16 protein-coding genes are annotated in these 17,272 nt (G+C 36.6%); 11 read left to right on the forward strand and 5 right to left on the reverse strand.

Annotation, left to right across the window (positions count from 1 at the left end):
* Window positions 1-153 precede the first annotated feature (153 nt).
* The 5 genes from DN389_RS23600 to DN389_RS23620 all read left to right on the forward strand — a co-directional run bounded on the left by DN389_RS23600 (window position 154) and on the right by DN389_RS23620 (window position 4,418).
* Window positions 154-930: a recombinase family protein gene (locus tag DN389_RS23600; protein WP_149237668.1), complete on the forward strand. Its 777-nt coding sequence runs from the start codon at window positions 154-156 to the stop codon at window positions 928-930.
* Between the two features lie 28 nt (window positions 931-958).
* A complete protein-coding gene (locus DN389_RS28935; RefSeq protein ID WP_255450998.1) occupies window positions 959-1,087 on the forward strand; it encodes a hypothetical protein in 129 nt (42 codons plus the stop codon).
* A 4-nt stretch (window positions 1,088-1,091) separates the two neighbouring features.
* Window positions 1,092-2,672 carry a recombinase family protein gene (locus tag DN389_RS23605; RefSeq protein ID WP_149237669.1) on the forward strand — a complete coding sequence of 527 codons (1,581 nt, stop codon included), beginning with the start codon at window positions 1,092-1,094 and terminating at the stop codon, window positions 2,670-2,672.
* Between the two features lie 424 nt (window positions 2,673-3,096).
* Entirely contained in the window at window positions 3,097-3,615 is a 519-nt protein-coding gene (locus tag DN389_RS23615) for a YehS family protein (protein WP_088121176.1), read from the forward strand.
* Window positions 3,616-3,710: 95 nt separating this feature from the next.
* Complete coding sequence (locus tag DN389_RS23620) at window positions 3,711-4,418, forward strand: M48 family metallopeptidase (RefSeq protein WP_098190587.1); 708 nt, start codon at window positions 3,711-3,713, stop codon at window positions 4,416-4,418.
* 219 nt (window positions 4,419-4,637) lie between these two features.
* Here the strand turns inward: DN389_RS23620 and DN389_RS23630 are convergent, their stop codons facing one another.
* Both DN389_RS23630 and DN389_RS23635 read right to left on the reverse strand, forming a co-directional pair.
* The gene (locus DN389_RS23630; protein ID WP_149237670.1) at window positions 4,638-5,333 is read right to left on the reverse strand and encodes a GNAT family N-acetyltransferase; all 696 of its coding nucleotides are present in this window, start codon (window positions 5,331-5,333) and stop codon (window positions 4,638-4,640) included.
* A 14-nt stretch (window positions 5,334-5,347) separates the two neighbouring features.
* On the reverse strand, window positions 5,348-6,457 hold the full coding sequence (locus tag DN389_RS23635) for a mandelate racemase/muconate lactonizing enzyme family protein (RefSeq protein WP_088121179.1): 1,110 nt from the start codon (window positions 6,455-6,457) through the stop codon (window positions 5,348-5,350).
* A 92-nt stretch (window positions 6,458-6,549) separates the two neighbouring features.
* Between DN389_RS23635 and DN389_RS23640 the strand changes: the two genes are divergently transcribed.
* Complete coding sequence (locus tag DN389_RS23640) at window positions 6,550-7,821, forward strand: transcriptional regulator (RefSeq protein ID WP_149237671.1); 1,272 nt, start codon at window positions 6,550-6,552, stop codon at window positions 7,819-7,821.
* On the opposite strand, the gene nhaC is transcribed toward DN389_RS23640, so the two are convergent.
* Window positions 7,810-9,231, reverse strand: coding sequence for a Na+/H+ antiporter NhaC (nhaC, locus tag DN389_RS23645; RefSeq protein WP_088092968.1), 1,422 nt, complete (start codon window positions 9,229-9,231; stop codon window positions 7,810-7,812). The genes DN389_RS23640 and nhaC overlap by 12 nt on opposite strands.
* Before the next feature lie 277 nt (window positions 9,232-9,508).
* On the opposite strand from nhaC, the gene DN389_RS23650 reads away from it, so the two are divergent.
* Both DN389_RS23650 and DN389_RS23655 read left to right on the forward strand, forming a co-directional pair.
* Window positions 9,509-10,624 carry a M20 peptidase aminoacylase family protein gene (locus DN389_RS23650; RefSeq protein ID WP_106102411.1) on the forward strand — a complete coding sequence of 372 codons (1,116 nt, stop codon included), beginning with the start codon at window positions 9,509-9,511 and terminating at the stop codon, window positions 10,622-10,624.
* Between the two features lie 193 nt (window positions 10,625-10,817).
* Window positions 10,818-11,426, forward strand: coding sequence for an SAM-dependent methyltransferase (locus DN389_RS23655; protein WP_149237672.1), 609 nt, complete (start codon window positions 10,818-10,820; stop codon window positions 11,424-11,426).
* A 135-nt stretch (window positions 11,427-11,561) separates the two neighbouring features.
* On the opposite strand, the gene ahpF is transcribed toward DN389_RS23655, so the two are convergent.
* Both ahpF and ahpC read right to left on the reverse strand, forming a co-directional pair.
* Complete coding sequence (gene ahpF / locus DN389_RS23660; RefSeq protein WP_000599491.1) at window positions 11,562-13,088, reverse strand: alkyl hydroperoxide reductase subunit F; 1,527 nt, start codon at window positions 13,086-13,088, stop codon at window positions 11,562-11,564.
* Between the two features lie 14 nt (window positions 13,089-13,102).
* Entirely contained in the window at window positions 13,103-13,666 is a 564-nt protein-coding gene (ahpC, locus tag DN389_RS23665) for an alkyl hydroperoxide reductase subunit C (protein WP_000924420.1), read from the reverse strand.
* Window positions 13,667-14,255: 589 nt separating this feature from the next.
* Here ahpC and mtnK point away from each other — a divergent pair.
* Genes mtnK through DN389_RS23680 form a run of 3 tightly spaced genes read left to right on the forward strand, consistent with a single transcriptional unit; the run spans window position 14,256 to window position 17,237 of the window.
* The gene (gene mtnK / locus DN389_RS23670) at window positions 14,256-15,485 is read left to right on the forward strand and encodes an S-methyl-5-thioribose kinase (protein ID WP_149237673.1); all 1,230 of its coding nucleotides are present in this window, start codon (window positions 14,256-14,258) and stop codon (window positions 15,483-15,485) included.
* Window positions 15,486-15,497: 12 nt separating this feature from the next.
* Window positions 15,498-16,541, forward strand: a complete 1,044-nt coding sequence (gene mtnA / locus DN389_RS23675) for an S-methyl-5-thioribose-1-phosphate isomerase (protein WP_149237674.1) — start codon at window positions 15,498-15,500, stop codon at window positions 16,539-16,541.
* Between the two features lie 54 nt (window positions 16,542-16,595).
* Window positions 16,596-17,237: an L-fuculose-phosphate aldolase gene (locus DN389_RS23680; RefSeq protein WP_000926561.1), complete on the forward strand. Its 642-nt coding sequence runs from the start codon at window positions 16,596-16,598 to the stop codon at window positions 17,235-17,237.
* The last annotated feature ends 35 nt before the right edge of the window (window positions 17,238-17,272 follow it).

The raw sequence follows: 17,272 nt of genomic DNA on the forward strand, positions 1-17,272 counted from the left end.
GGGTATTTTATAAAGTTACTGGATAAAATATCAATTTTTGTTGGAATTGCAATTAAGAAGTAATACAATTTGATTGTAAAATATTAACAATTATTATTTTTTAAGATGAATGTTACGTTAATTAGAATTTTCGTTACGCTAGGAGGAAAAATGATGAATGTAATAGGGTATATAAGGGTTTCTACGCTTGGACAAGTAAAAGATGGTTATAGTCTTTCTTACCAGAGAGACGAAATTAAATCATACTGCGAAAAACAAGGATGGAATTTACTAGAGATTTTTATTGACGCTGGTATAAGCGGGGCAAAAGTAGATGAGGAAGCTTTAGAAGTAGAAAGAGAAGGCTTTCAAGACATGCTGACCGAGATTTCTACTTCGAAGGTAGATTTTGTAATAGTTCTAAATACGAACCGTTTATGGCGTTCTGATATCGTTAAGGTCTTAGTTCATCGGGAGCTTAAAAGGTATGATGTAGATGTTAAAAGTATAGAACAGTCGAATTATAGCATTTATAAGAAAGATCCAAATGATTTCTTGGTAAATGGATTAATGGAATTATTGGACGAGTATCAGCGGATGGAGATTACGATGAAACTAGGACGTGGTCGTAATATGAAAGCAAGGCAAGGGAAATACGCAGGAGGAAGAGCTGCTTTCGGTTATAGAGCGAAAAAGGGGCAAAAATTTCTTGAGGTAAATCAAGAGGAATCGTTAGTCATTAAACGATTATTTGAGCTAAAAAGAAATTTTCCTGGATGGTCTTTATCTGAATTAGCTTCTCAACTAAATGCTGAGGGATATTCTACTCAACAACGTAAAAAGTTTACTAAGGTCCAAGTTAAACGAATATTAGACCGTAAAGATTTCTACGAGGGTGCTTATAGCTATGGTGAAATAAAGACTAAGGGTGTACACGAACCGATTCTGTAAAAATTCAACATAAAGAGGAGAGAGAGAAATGGGAGCAAAAGAAAATAATGAGGTTATAAACCTTTTAGTACCCACCGTTGAGGAGACGAAAAGAAATGAATTAATTAGTTTGCTAGCTTACTTAATAAAGACACAAGCGAATAAAGAGGTGGGATAATTGAATGAACCAATCACTTTTTAAAATTGCTATATATACGAGAGTTTCAACTGAAGAACAGGCTAAAGAAGGATTTTCCTTAGGAGCCCAAGAGGACATCTTGAAAAAATATGCTGAAAGTAATAATTTTGAAGTATATGGTATATATTCCGATGATGGATATTCGGGAAAAAACTATGAACGCCCTGAAATACAACGATTATTTAAGCATCTATATGAGGGGAAGTTTCAAGCGATTCTAGTGAAATCCGTTGATAGGATTTCACGAAGGCTTAGTGATATTTCTAAATTACTAGATGATGTATTATTACCAAATAATTGCCGTTTGTTAGTAAGTGATAATAATTTAGATAGCTCTACTTTAAATGGAAGTATGTTTATAAACTTCTTAGGTACTTTCGCTCAATATGAACGTGGAATGATTATTGAACGAGTAAAAACTGGTATGGAAAAAAGGGCAGAACAAGGCTATTGGAATGGTGGTATCGTTTTAGGCTATGACAACGTAAATAAGAGATTAGTTATTAATAAAGAGGAAGCGTCGATAGTTAGAAGGATATTTAAGTTGAGAGCGGTGGGAAAAGGATATAAAGCCATTGCCCACCTATTAAACGAAGCGGGGTATAGATCAAAGAAAGGAAAACTCTTTAGCATCTGTACCGTAAAGACGATATTAGAGAATGAAATCTATATAGGGAAAGTTAAATGGGGGAAGAGAAGGGATTGGAATACTAAAAGGCGAAAAGGAGTAACGAAAGACTATGTATTAGTCGAAGGGAAACATGATGCTATAATTTCCTTAGAGCTTTGGGTGAAAGTGCAAGTTGTTAATAATACAAATAGGGAAAGTGTATCAAAGAATCGAAATTTTAATGGCGACTTTATTCTATCGGGGATTTTACGTTGCCCCGCTTGTGGGGCAGGAACTGTAATGAGTAAATCGAAGAAAAGAGATGGTAGCGGTTATTACTTATACTATATGTGCCAAGCATTCGCCAGTAAAGGTGTAAAAGCGTGTAAATCCAATCTAATTGGTAAAGAGAACATTGAAAAAAAGGTGCTTCAAAAAATTAGGGAGCTATTAAGTGACATGACTATTGTAGACGAGGTACTTAATAAAATTAAGAAGCAAAATATTCTCCAAGAAAACTCTGTTAAAGATACCTTGTTATTAAATAAAAAAGGCCTTCATAAGAAAAAATCCTATTTAGATAAGTTAAATAATGATTATTTTTCGGAAAAAATTAGGGCGGAAGTTTATAATATGCAAGCCGAAGCACTTCTAAAGGATGTAGCTGATTTAGAGGAAAAAGGAAGAGAAATAGAAAGGGAATACGAAGATTTAAAATCTGAAACGATAATTACTAAGGAAACGGTTAATGAAGCATTGAAAAACTTTAATAATTTATTTGATAATGCGACCTACGAACAAAGGAAAATGCTTATAAGGACAATAATAAAAAAGATAGAAGTTGAACCGAACCGAAAAGATTTAAGGTGTATAAGCTTTTGGTTTGATTATGATGATGCTTTACTACTTAGTAAGACAGGGGGAACCGTACCACAAATAAAAAGTAAAACCTAGGTAAACATAATCAATCTATTTCACCTGAATTTTGCGTAACATTTACGTTTGAGTTGCATAAAAAGAAATGGACTAACCTATATCAGGTTAGTCCATTTTTTAGTGTGTTAATTAATAGTAAATCCCCATCCTTTTTTGCTTTATTAATATTATCCTCAAAGGAAGGAGCTATCCCACTACCAACTAAAATACTTTTTACAGTATTTGATTGAAGGCGTTTCTATCGATAGGACCTTTCTTAATTTCTAATACAATAAATTCGTTATTAGAAGTATCTCTTAATAATAAATAAAATCATCCCCACAAGCATTAATCCACCTAAGACTACAAAACCTACCTCTAAAATGTTAAAGTAGTAATTTGACGACATTAATTTATACATGCTAAAAGCATTATTATATTTAACATTTCAGGAGGAAAAACAATGGCAATGAGCAACAACGATATATTAAAAAGAGTAAGGTACGCTTTAGATATAAGAGATATAGATATGGTAGAAATCTTTAAACTTGGTGGTATGGAAGTAACGAAAGAAGACGTAGTTGATATGCTTACAAAAATAAAGAGAGCACCTCAGCATGAAGCTGAAAATGATGATGTAATCGAAGATGAGTACGTATTAACATGCGACATGATGATGCTAGAGGCATTTTTAAATGGATTTATTACTTTAAAAAGAGGGAAGCAAGATCCGAAACCAGGACAACCGGCACCTGTACAAAGCAAAGAGAGTGCGAATAACCTTCTGCTAAAGAAAATGAAAATCGCACTATCATTAACGAGTGAGGATGTACTTGATATATTAGATAGCGTAGGCGTTTCAGTAACAAAAGGAGAGTTAGGCGCTCTGTTAAGAAAGAAAGGCCATAAAAATTACAAAGAGTGCGGCGATAGATACGCAAGGAATTTCATTAAGGGATTAGGTGTAAAGTATAGAGGGTAATGAGTTTGTTAAAGCAGCAAATGATATAATAGGTAGAGTAGGACGTTTGTATCCTACTCTTTTTTATTTGTAAAAATAATATGCTAGGTGATGAAATGGTACATACATATTTAGGTGAGACAATTAATTTTCATATAACTTATAAAAAGAAAAAGTCGGTGCGTCTTTTTGTAGATTCGTACGGAAATGTGGAAGTGCAGGCTCCGAAAGGGACACCTGTTGAATACTTAGTCCAGTTGCTAGAGGAGAAGTGGGATTGGATCCAGACAACACGTAAGGAAATGCAGGAGAGAGCGCTTGGACCACAGGAAAAGGATTATGATCAAGGAGAGGGTTTTCTGTATTTAGGGAATACGTATCCGATACAGGTTTCTCAAGATGCAAATATTACGCAAGACAATGCAGTGTTTGAAGAGGATAAGCTACATATTTATGTGAAAGAGCTTAAGGATGAGAAAATACAACAAGCGTTAAAACGATTTTACTATAAGCAGTGTAAGTCATTAGTAGAGAAGAGTATTAAAGTGCATCAAAGTAATTTCAAAACAAAACCGCGTTCTATTCGTATTACAGATAGTAGTCGCACGTGGGGAACGTGTGATTCAAATTTACAACTAACATTCAATTGGAAGCTAGCGATGGCACCACAGCAAGTAATTGACTATGTAGTTGTTCATGAAATGTGTCATATGGTTCATTTAAATCACGATCGTTCTTTTTGGCGCCTTGTCGGGAAGATCATGCCTGATTATAAAGAAATGGAAAACTGGTTAGCGTTATCTAGTTGGAAGATGACGGTTTAGGAAGGGATATCGATTTTTGTCGGTAAATCGATATTTCTTGTCGAATCGTTGATATATTGTGAGTTATGATAGATATATTTGAAAAATCGTTGATATATTGTAAGTTAGGATAGATATATTCGAAAAATCGTTGATATAATTTCATTTACCACAGAATTGTTTAACGGATCGAAAAAAGGAGATGTCACAAGGGACATCTCCTTTTTTCGAGCATATAGATCATCGCCCAAACTTCACAACAAAATCTCCGTCCACTTTTTCCATCTCATACCCACGATACCCTTCCGAAAGCAACGCCTGCTGTCCAATAGCGTCACTCATCGGAACACTCTTAACATCCGTCCAATTTCTTTCCTTGTCCCCACGTAATTCCTTCACAAAAACATACCGCATACTCCCGCTATATTTCTTCTTCAATGCAGCAATCTCCATTCCTTGCGCAAACTTATCTTTTAAACTTGGAATGTTAAAAGGAGCAACGGTGCAGCAAACGTAATCGTATTTGCTATCTTCGTTTTGTAATTCGTCCATGATAACTGTCGCCAATATTTTTTGCATCCCATTTCCTCGGCAGCTCGGATGAACATTTGAAATTTCTTGATAGATGACGCGATGTAGTTCGCTTTCTGCTATGCCAATATCAAGTCCTAAATGTTCGTCGTCGATAGGAGGAACGAGTAGGGCACGAAATGCGATGAGTTTGTTTTCGATAAAAGCACCGATCATCATGCCGTTTCCTTCTAGAATGTATTGAAATTCTTCTAGCGAGAGTGGCTGTAAGCGACTTTTATCTTCTAGCGCCTCAACTACAACGTTTTGTAATGATAAGATTTGTTCAATGTTCTCTAGTGTTAGTAATGTAACGTGAAATGGTTCGTTATTTTGTTTTAATGATCCTTTGTATAGAACTGTCATGCGTTAGTCCTCCTTTAGCGTACAACGTCTTGAAAGACGGTTAGTTCTTGTAATGTATCTTCATTTATTTCAATGCCGAGTCCTGGCTTTTCGTTTAAGCGAATGAATGGTACGTCGTAATGTAAGTTTCCGATGTCTTTCGTGAATTTTAATGGTCCTGTTAGCTCGACGCTCGTAATGATTTTTTTCGCGAAAGCGACATGGAATCCTGCGGAAGAGGCAACGGATGATTCGACCATGGATCCAACTTGGCATTCAATGCCGACCATTTCTGCTTGATGAGCGAGTTTTACAGCGGGATATATGCCGCCGCATTTCATTAGTTTTATATTTACTTTATCAGCCGCGTCTAATTTAATGATTTGGCGCATTTCACGAGAACCTTTTAATCCTTCATCAATCATAAGCGGAAGGTCTGTTTTAGAGCGAATGTGAGCCATTGCGTCAATATCGTCTGCGACAACAGGCTGTTCAATCCAGTCGATGTTTAAATGACCTAATGAACGAAGGGCCGTTAATGTGTTTGCGCTATTTTGCCATCCTTGGTTTACATCAACACGAATCGCGATATCACTTCCTACACGTTCACGTACCGCTTCAATACGTTTTACATCTTCTTTTACATTCGTACCGACTTTCATTTTGAAAGATTGGTAACCTTTCTGAATCATAGAGGCAGCTTCTTCTGCCATGTCCTCTGGATTAGCAATACTTAAGACGTGAGTGACAGGGAAGTCTTCATGGTAGCGTCCGCCAATTAATTGATATACAGGTTGATTTAATTTTTTGCCCATTATATCAAAACAAGCAATATCAATCGCGGCCTTCGCAGTAGGCACACCGTAAATTGTATTGTCCATCATATCGTGTATTTTCTCGATATTCATTGGATTTTGTCCGATGAGAGCAGGTGCTAGCGTATGTTTTAAAGTATGGAAAGTACTTTCCCATGATTCGCCTGTAACGTGATCATCAGCAACGCCCTCACCGTAACCGATAATGCCTTCATCTGTTTCCATTTTGACGATAACAGAAGGCATATCAGAATAAGAACCATAACTAATAACAAACGGATCACGAAGCGGTAAACGAATTGCGTAAAGATGAATAGCTGTAATTTTCATTAGGTAGAGACCCCTTTCTGTTTACAATAGTTTTGTACATTTGATATAGTTGACGTTAAATAGTCGTTAATTAATAATAAGGAGTTAGAGAAATGATGATAAAAATTGCAGTTGTCGGTTCAAAGGAGTTTATGGAGAATCTTTTACCTATTGCTCATAAACTAGAAGAAATAGAGATTAATCCATATATTTATCTTCATCCGGCAGAATCTTCTGAACTATTAAAGCGTTTAAAGCCTTGTGATTTCATCTTTTTCTCAGGTGCTTTACCTTATTATATGGCAAAAGAAATAAGAGAACAATTACGAATTCCAAGTACGTACTTACAGCAAGACGAGACAACTGTCGCATCTTCCATTCTTTCTGTCATGTATCATCAAGGTATTCAACCACATAACATTTCAATTGATTTAGTAGACCGCTCATTCATTACAAATGTGTTCCATGATATCGGTATAAAAGAAAGTCCACAAGTGTTTGATTATGAAAACATGCTGTGGAGTAAAGATGAAATAAATAGAGTTATTGATTTTCATGTAGCTAAATATGAATCTGGAGATGCTCATTTAGCTTTAACTAGTATTCACGCTGTCTATGATGAACTTCAAAAAATAGGTATTCCTTCAGAGCGTATGATAGATCCGAAGCAATCCATTATACATGGATTAAAAGATGCGAAAATAAAAGCTGAGTTAGCAAAAAGCCATTCAGCTACTGTTGGTGCTTGTATGATTTCTTCTTTAGAATTACGAGAAGGTTTGCTTGAGCAATTAGATGTCATTTCAAAAGAACTACGTGGTTCATTTAAAAAAGTTGATGAAATGACATTCATTTTGTATACGACTCGTGGTGATATTGAATCGATTATAAAAACAAATATAATAAATAATTTATTTGCGAGTATAGAAGGAACGATAGCTATTGGATTTGGTTACGGAAAAACTGTGAAGGAAGCAGAGCAAAATGCTAAAATCGCTCAAAGTTTCGCGAAGAATAATCCAATAGACCACTGTTTTTATATACTAACAAGTGATAAAGAACTATTTGGTCCGTTCCCGAAAGAACAGAGAGTACAAAGTTTGAAGAATGACAACCCGGAACTCATGAAAATAGCGAAGGAAACGAAACTGAGTCCAGCAAACTTATCAAAAATTATTCAATTTAGTCAATCACATCCGTCATTGAAGTTTACAGCAGCGGATCTTTCTGAATACTTACAAGTGACTCGGCGATCGACAGAAAGGTTATTAAAGAAACTAGTTGATTATGGGTATGCTCATATTTGCGGCGAGGAAATGCCCTATCAACAAGGGCGCCCCCGCGCAATATATGAAATGAATTTACCAGTATCTTTAAGCTTCTAGTTGTGCCTTTTGTTTTTTTAATAGTTCTGCTTTTTCAATGTCTGATAGTTTCGTAATTGTGAGACCAGTTATGCCGTAAATGATTGAAATAATAGGTACGATGAAATTCAATATAGCATAAGGAGCATATTCGAATGCGCCAACTCCAAGTGTTGCGAGTATAAATACACCACATGTATTCCAAGGTACGAAAACAGAAGTTAATGTTCCGCCATCTTCTAATGCTCTGGACAAATTTTTAGAATGTAGTCCTTTTTCTGTGTATGCATTTGCGTACATTCTTGAAGGAACAACAATCGAAATATATTGTTCAGAGCAAGTAAGGTTTGTTGCAAAGCAAGATGCGATAGTAGAAGCGATAAGTCCTTTTGCTGATGTCGCTAATTTTAAAATTTGATTCACAATTGAGCGAAGAATGCCAGTATGTTCTAATACTCCTCCAAAAGTCATAGCGACAATTGTCATAGAAACTGTATTCATCATCGAATTTAAGCCACCGCGGTTAAAGAGTTCGTCTACTAGCTTGTTACCAGTGTCTATGACAAACCCATTTTGGAGTGCACCGACAGATGCGGAGACAGAACCACCTTGAATAAAGACTTGTGATAAAAATCCTAAAATAATACCTACGAGAATAGCCGGGATCGCAGGAACCTTTTTAGCGACCAATACCATAACAACTACAGGTATAATTAATAGGAAAGGTGAGATAACAAAGTTTTGTTGCAATACTTGTAACGTTTGATCGATACCTTTTGCATCAATATTGTTAGCGCCGAAGCTTCTTCCTAAGAACGCATAAACGATAAGAGTAATAATTAAACCTGGAATTGTAGTAAATAACATATGACGAATATGTGTGAATAGATCTGTATTTGTTAATCCTGCAGCTAAGTTTGTCGTGTCTGAAAGCGGTGACATTTTATCGCCGAAATAAGAACCGGAAATGATAGCACCGGCAACCATTGGAGCTGGGATTCCCATACTTAGGCCAATTCCCATTCCTGCAACCCCAATTGTTCCCATTGTAGACCAAGAGCTACCGATAGCTAATGCAACAATAGAACAAATAATTGTAATTGAAACTAAAAATAGTGATGGAGTTAAAAGATTTAAACCGTAATAAATCATTGTTGCGACGATTCCGCCGCCAATCCAAGCACCAATCGTTAAACCTACTAGAATAATGATAACGATAGCGGGTAATGCGAGGCGAATTCCTTTATACATTGCTTCTTCAATGTCGTTCCATTTGTAACCGTAACGCCAAGCAACGATAGAAGCAACGGTTGTACCGATAATAAGTGGGACGTGAGGGCTTTGTTTTAATACAACAATTGTAACCATCATAACTGCAACTGTAATGATAATAGGGATTATTGCTACGCCAAAAGGTATTTCTTTTTTCATAAATTGCCTCCTCATTATGTATGTTTGTATTTTTTAGAATTGTCGCAAAATAGACGTTATTAAATTATAATAACTAAAAAATGATATGAGCGTCAATAAAAAACAGAAAATAAGGAATGTTCTATCGTTATAAAGTGAGTGGAAATAAGTTGTCGATCGTATTTAAAAATAAACAATTGACTTTTTTCTTAAAATTCAATATGTTCATAAAAACATCTGTTTTTCATAAGTATAATTAACCTGAATGGTTTTGAAATTTGGGAAGGAGAATGTAGCTTTGAAAACATTAGAATTACAAGAGCGGTTAACTGAAATTTTTCAGCATTTACATGAAAACCCTGAAGTGAGTTGGAAAGAGTATGAAACGACAGCGTATATTACTAACTTTTTAAAAGAAGAAGGAATTTCATATAAAATATTTGATGATTGCCCAGGCGTGATTGCTGAAATTGGAAGCGGAAATCCAGTGATTGCAATTCGTGCCGATATGGATGCACTTTGGCAAGAAGTGGACGGAGAGTTTAAAGCGAATCATTCATGTGGTCACGATGCTCATATGACAATTGTGATGGGGCTTATTTTACAATTGAAAAATATGAGATGGGATAGTGGAACGGTTAGATTTATTTTTCAGCCGGCAGAGGAAAAAGGAAATGGTTCTTTAAAGATGGTAGAGAAGGGTGCTGTGGATGATGCTGATTTCTTATTTGGTGTTCATTTAAGACCGATTGAAGAACTGCCTTTGAAACAAGCTGCCCCGTCTATTCGTCACGGAGCAGCAGGATTTTTAGAAGGAACGATTCATGGAGATGATGCACATGGGGCACGCCCACATCAAGGGATAAATGCAATTGACGTCATTTCTATGATCAATATCGGTTTGAAAAATATATGGCTACCACCGCAAAGTTCATATTCAGTGAAGATGACAAGGTGCCAAGCTGGTGGAGATAATTTAAATATCATTCCAGGTAACGGGCATTTTAGCTTAGATGTAAGAGCAGAAAATAATACATTATTGAAAGAATTAAAGAAAAAAATAGAACATGTAATAGAAGCAGCTGCATCGATGGGGTCGAAAACTTCATACGAATGGATCGATCTTGCGCCAGGAGCAGAGGTGTCAGAAGAAGCAGAGCGCTATATGCGTAAAGGTATTCTTGAAGTGTACGGGGAAGAGGGATGCACTGGGCCACTGTACACGACAGGAAGCGATGATTTCCATTACTACACAGTGAAGAGACCACATTTAAAAGCTGTCATGCTTGGACTAGGGGCCAACCTACAACCTGGATTACACCATCCGTATATGAAGTTCGATCATAGTTGTATCATGGATGGAGTAGAAATATTGAAACAAACTGTATTGAAAGTATTAGAGGACAGGGGCTAGAGAGCTCCTGTTTTTTTGTAGGAATTTGTCGGTAAGTCGATATATTGAAAAAATCGTTGATATATTTGAAGTTACGATAGATATATTCCGAAAATCGTTTATATAATTTCACGTACCAATTAATTCGATGAAAAATCCCTCTCCAGTACATGGTGTATAATAAGAAGTACCATTTCTTATTAGGAGAAAATCAATGAACGAACAATATTATGATGCAGTTTTAAACATAAAAACAGTCGGTGAGCAAAAAGGATTTAACAAGTCTATGCACTATCACCGTTATGAACCGACGCCGTATAGCGGATTAGATGAGTTATTGAATCAATATGAAATAAGAAGTAGCGACCAGGTTGTAGACTTTGGATGCGGAAAAGGACGATTAAACTTTTACATGCACCATAAGTGTGGCGCTTCAGCGGTTGGAATTGAAATGAATGAAGAGTTTTATAAAGAAGCAATGGATAATCTTGAGCGTTATGCACGCAAGGTAAGAAACAGTAAAGATAAAATTGGATTTGAATGTTGTTTAGCGCAGGAATATGAGATTGATCCACGTGATAATCGGTTTTATTTCTTTAATCCATTTTCTGTACAAGTGTTTATGAACGTAGTCAATAACATTTTGCTTTCGGTAGAGGAAATAGAGAGAGAAGTGGATATTATTTTATATTATCCTTCTGAGGACTATATTTTCTTCTTAGAAAATCAGACTGCGTTTGAATTGAAGAGGGAAGTTAGATTGCCAGGTGCTTATGAGAAGAATGGGAATGAGAGGTTTTTAGTGTATAGATTGGAGTGTTAATGTATGGGTGCTTGGGGAGTAGCAATATTATCAGACGATATCTTTAATATGCTGGAAGGAATTTGACGACCATATAATGTAATAAAAAAAGACGCGCTCCCAATTGGGAGCGCGTCTTTTACTCACGTCTATAAATTAGTTACGGATTAAGTAATCAAATGCACCTAAAGCTGCGTTTGCACCTGAACCCATAGAGATGATGATTTGTTTGTACGGATTATTTGTACAGTCACCTGCAGCAAACACTCCTGGTACGTTTGTAGCGCCGTGCTTGTCTGTTACGATTTCACCGCGAGCGCGTTCAACTGTTTCGCCTAACCAGTCTGTGTTTGGCACAAGACCGATTTGTACGAATACACCTTGTAATTCAACGTGATGAACTTCTTCAGTTTCACGATCGATGTAAGAAATACCGTTTACTTTATCAGTACCAGTGATTTCTTTCGTTTGAACGTTTTTCAGAACAGTTACGTTTGGTAAGCTGTTAAGACGCTCTTGTAATACAGCATCAGCTTTTAATTCTGGCATGAATTCAAGAACAGTTACGTGCTTAACGATACCTGCTAAGTCGATAGCTGCTTCAATACCAGAGTTACCTCCGCCGATAACTGCTACGTCTTTTCCGATGAATAATGGACCGTCACAGTGTGGGCAGTATGCTACACCTTTATTTTTGAACTCAGCTTCACCTGGTACGCCAACGTTACGCCAGCGAGCACCTGTTGAAACGATTACGCTCTTACTTTTCAGAATAGCGCCGTTTTCAAGTTCCACTTCAATAAGTTCTTTTTTCTCTAAACGTTTCGCACGTTGTAGATTCATTACATCGATGTCGTATTCTTTTACGTGCTCTTCAAGACTTGCTACTAGCTTAGGACCTTCAGTGCGTTTTACGCTGATGAAGTTCTCAATACCCATAGTATCCATTACTTGACCGCCGAAGCGCTCAGCAACGATACCAGTGCGGATACCTTTACGTGCTGCATAAATTGCTGCACTTGCACCAGCAGGGCCGCCACCAACAACAAGAACATCGTAAGGATCTTTATCAGAAAGCTCTGATGCATCTGGACCGTTACCCATTTTAGCTAAAATTTCTTCAAGTGTCATACGACCGCTTCCGAAAGATTCGCCGTTTAGGAAAACTGTTGGTACTGCCATGATGTCTTTGCTTTCTACTTCCTCTTTGAATGCAGCGCCATCAATCATAGTATGTGTAATACCAGAGTTTAGAACGCTCATTACGTTAAGAGCTTGTACAACATCAGGACAGTTATGACAACTTAGGCTGATATAAGATTCAAAATGATATTCGCCTTGAATGTTTTTAATTTGATCGATTAATTTTTGTTCAACTTTTGGAGCGCGTCCACTTACTTGTAGTAAAGCTAACACTAATGAAGTAAATTCGTGTCCTAATGGAATACCAGCGAATACGACACCAGTGTCTTCACCAGGGCGATTTACGCTAAAGCTTGGTGTTCTCTCTAATTCAACTTTTTCTACTGTAATCTTAGATGACATAGTAGCTAATTCGTCTACTAGAGCTAACATATCTTTAGATACGTCGTCGTCTCCAGCGCTTACTTTAAGTAAAATATCGTTCTCCATTAACTGAAGGTATTGGGATAGTTGTGTTTTTATATCTGCATCTAGTATCATTTTGATCGAACTCCTTAGATTTTGCCTACAAGGTCAAGGCTTGGTTTAAGTGTTGCAGAACCCTCTTGCCATTTAGCTGGGCAAACTTCACCTGGGTTGTTACGTACGTATTGAGCTGCTTTAATTTTGTTAACAAGAATGCTTGCGTCACGGCCGATACCGTCAGCATTGATTTCCATAGATTGGATAACGCCGTCTGGATCGATGATGAATGTACCACGAGCAGCAAGACCTTCTTCTTCCATTAAAACATTGAAGTTTGTAGTGATTGTGCGAGTTGGGTCACCAATCATAATGTATTCGATTTTGCCGATAGTTTCTGAGCTATCATGCCATGCTTTGTGAGTGAAGTGAGTGTCTGTAGATACAGAGTATACTTCAACGCCTAAGTCTTTAAGAGTTGCATATTGGTTTTGTAAGTCTTCAAGTTCAGTTGGGCAAACGAATGTGAAGTCAGCTGGGTAGAAACAAACTACACTCCATTTTCCTTTTAAACTTTCGTCAGTAACTTGGATAAATTCTCCATTATGGTAAGCATTAGCTTTAAACGGTTTTACTTCTGTGCCGATTAATAACATATTAAAATTCCTCCTAAATGTTGGTTTTGAGCATCAAAAAATAGTGTGCTCATAAAATATATTTTTTAATTAACTATAATAATTCTAATTCAATATTAATTATCATATAGAAGTGGTTATTTTGTCAAGAGAATAAACCAACTTTATATCAATTTAATTAATATTTATTCTCAATTAAGGTTGTTAGAGAATTAAAAGGTGGTTTTCATGTAATCGATTTTCAACGAGTATGTAAAAGAGTAGTGCGTATGTTAGAGACATGGTGTAAGTATAAATTGTTAGGAAGGGAATATTTCTTAGAAGTTGTGGATTTGAAAAGGATTGCTTATTTCTATTTTACAAAGAATTGTGCGATAAATAAAATAAAATGAATTAGAATCTTTTTGAACATTTTTTGTCATCTCAAATATATAATTAGGAAGCATATTGCAGTAATATAGAAACATTGACTCAAGATGTTAACAAGATATAATAAAACCTAGATATACCTTTCAAAAAGAAGAAGATATAATATAGGATGAAAAAATTTCACCCTATTATTTTTTTACGACCTTTAGAAAACGCTTACAATTAGTGTGGAGGGGAAACCATGTCTAAGTTCACAAAGTATTTTTTAATGGAAGCTAAAGATGTGATTGCATATGTGCAAGAGAAATTACCTAAGTTCGAACATGCAAAGGGGTTACAGTGTAAAGAAATAGGCGATGGTAATTTAAATTATGTATTCCGCGTTTGGGATGAACAGAAGAATATTTCTGTCATTGTAAAGCAAGCTGGGCATACAGCACGCATTTCAGATGAGTTTAAGTTGTCGACGAATCGTATTCGTATAGAATCAGATGTTTTGCAGTTAGAGGAGGAGTTAGCACCTGGGCTTGTTCCAAAGGTATATTTGTTTGATAGTGTGATGAATTGTTGCGTAATGGAAGATTTATCGGACCATACAATATTACGTACAGCACTTATAAATCATCAAATGTTTCCAAAGCTTGCTGACGATGTAACGACTTTTTTGGTAAACACACTCTTATTAACATCGGATGTTGTAATGAATCATAAAGAGAAGAAGGAACTTGTGAAGAATTATATAAATCCTGAATTATGTGAGATTACAGAAGACCTCGTCTACGCTGAGCCATTTACAAATCATAATAAGCGTAACGAGTTATTTACGTTAAATGAAGGATGGATTAGAGAGCATATTTATAGTGATAAAGAGCTTCGTATGGAAGTAGCAAAACTTAAGTTTTCTTTTATGACGAATGCACAGGCGCTTATTCATGGTGATCTGCATACTGGTTCTGTTTTTGTGAAAAATGATTCCACGAAGATTATTGATCCTGAGTTTGCCTTTTATGGACCAATGGGATATGACGTTGGGAATGTAATGGCGAATTTAATGTTTGCTTGGGTGAATGCAGATGCGACCATGGCGCTTGGAGCTGAGAAAGATACGTACATGGATTGGATACAATCGACAATGGTAGAGGTAATTGATTTATTTAAGAAGAAGTTTTTAGATGCTTGGAATATTCATGTGACCGAGATTATGGCGAAGGAAGAAGGCTTTAACGAAGTATATTTACAATCTGTATTAGAAGATACGGCTGCAGTGACGGGCCTTGAGTTAATTCGTCGTATTGTTGGGCTAGCGAAAGTAAAGGATATTACTAGTATCGAGAATGAGGAAGCACGTGCTAGAGCAGAACGCATTTGTCTTCAAGTAGCGAAGAAATTTATTTTACGGGCTAATCAATATAAAACAGGCACAAGTTTTGTAGAAACGTTAAAAGAACAGTCAATGCACTACGCGAAGTAAGGGGAGAAGATGATGGAAGAGCAATTAATACCCATTCAGTGGAAAGATGATGCTTTAGTTTTATTAGATCAAACATTATTACCGAATGAGGTTGTCTATGAATCTTTCAAGACAGCTGAAAGTGTGTGGGATGCCATTCAAGTAATGAAAGTACGAGGAGCACCAGCAATTGGTGTTTCGGCAGCGTATGGTGTGTATTTAGGAACAAAGGAAGTTACTCAAAGTAAGATGGAAGACTTTATAGAGGAAGTCAAAAAGGTATGTGTATATTTGGCAACATCAAGGCCAACAGCAGTAAATTTATTTTGGGCACTTGAAAGAATGGAAGCGGTAGCGACAGAGAACGCGCACTTATCAATCGCTCAGTTGAAAGATAGATTACTAGAAGAGGCAAAAGAGATTCATAGAGAAGATGAAGAAATTAACCGTCAAATCGGAGAACATGCATTAACATTATTCCATGATGGAATGGGTGTATTAACACATTGTAATGCTGGTGCGTTAGCGACGACTAAGTATGGGACTGCGACAGCTCCAATGTACTTAGCGAAAGAAAAAGGATGGGACTTAAAAATCTATTCAGATGAAACACGCCCTAGGTTACAAGGTTCAACGTTAACAGCATTAGAACTACAACGAGCGGGGATTGATGTTACTGTTATTACGGATAATATGGCGGCTATGGTCATGTCACAAGGAAAGATTGATGCGGTAATCGTTGGATGTGACCGTGTGGCAGCAAACGGTGATGTAGCAAATAAAATTGGGACATTAGGCGTATCTATTCTAGCGAAATACTACAACATTCCATTTTATGTAGCAGCACCAACACCGACAATTGACTTAAAAACACCGACAGGAAAAGAAATTCCAATTGAGGAAAGAGATGCTTCTGAAGTGATTAATCGCTTCGGACAATATTCTGCTCCGAAAGAAAGTAAAGTATATAATCCGGCCTTTGATGTTACGCCATATGAAAATGTAACAGCGATTATTACGGAAAAAGGGATTGTAAAAGCACCGTTTACGGAGAACTTAAAAAAGCTATTTCAATAAGTAGATAGATTTAAAAAGTCAGTCATCATAAGCTTCATACTTAGGGGGATGTATATGTTATTACAAAAAGAAAGAGAAGAAATTGTAGCGTATGGAAAGAAAATGATTTCTAGCGGTTTAACAAAGGGGACTGGGGGTAATATTAGTATTTTCAATCGTGAACAAGGTCTTGTTGCGATTAGCCCAAGTGGTTTAGAGTATTATGAAACAAAACCTGAAGATGTAGTTATATTAAACTTAGATGGTGAAGTGGTAGAGGGAGAGAGAAAACCGTCAAGCGAGCTCGATATGCACCTTATTTATTATAGAAATCGTGAAGATATAAATGCGCTTGTGCATACACATTCACCTTATGCGAAGACGATTGCATCATTAGGGTGGGAGCTTCCTGCTGTATCATATTTAATTGCTTTCGCAGGTCCGAATGTACGCTGTGCACCGTATGAAACATTTGGTACGAAGCAATTAGCAGATGCTGCTTTTGAAGGAATGATTGATCGCCGTGCCGTTTTACTTGAGAACCACGGTTTAATTGCAGGTGCAAATAACATAAAAATGGCGTTTACTGTTGCAGAAGAAATTGAGTTTTGTGCGCAAATTTATTATCAAACGAAAAGCGTCGGAGAGCCGAAGCTATTGCCAGAAGATGAGATGGCGAATTTGGCGAAGAAGTTTGAAGGGTATGGACAGCAGTAGAATGAAATAAAACCCCCCTCAAGAAAAAATCTTGA

The organism is Bacillus sp. AY3-1 (assembly GCF_008368785.1).
Taxonomy (GTDB): domain Bacteria; phylum Bacillota; class Bacilli; order Bacillales; family Bacillaceae_G; genus Bacillus_A; species Bacillus_A wiedmannii.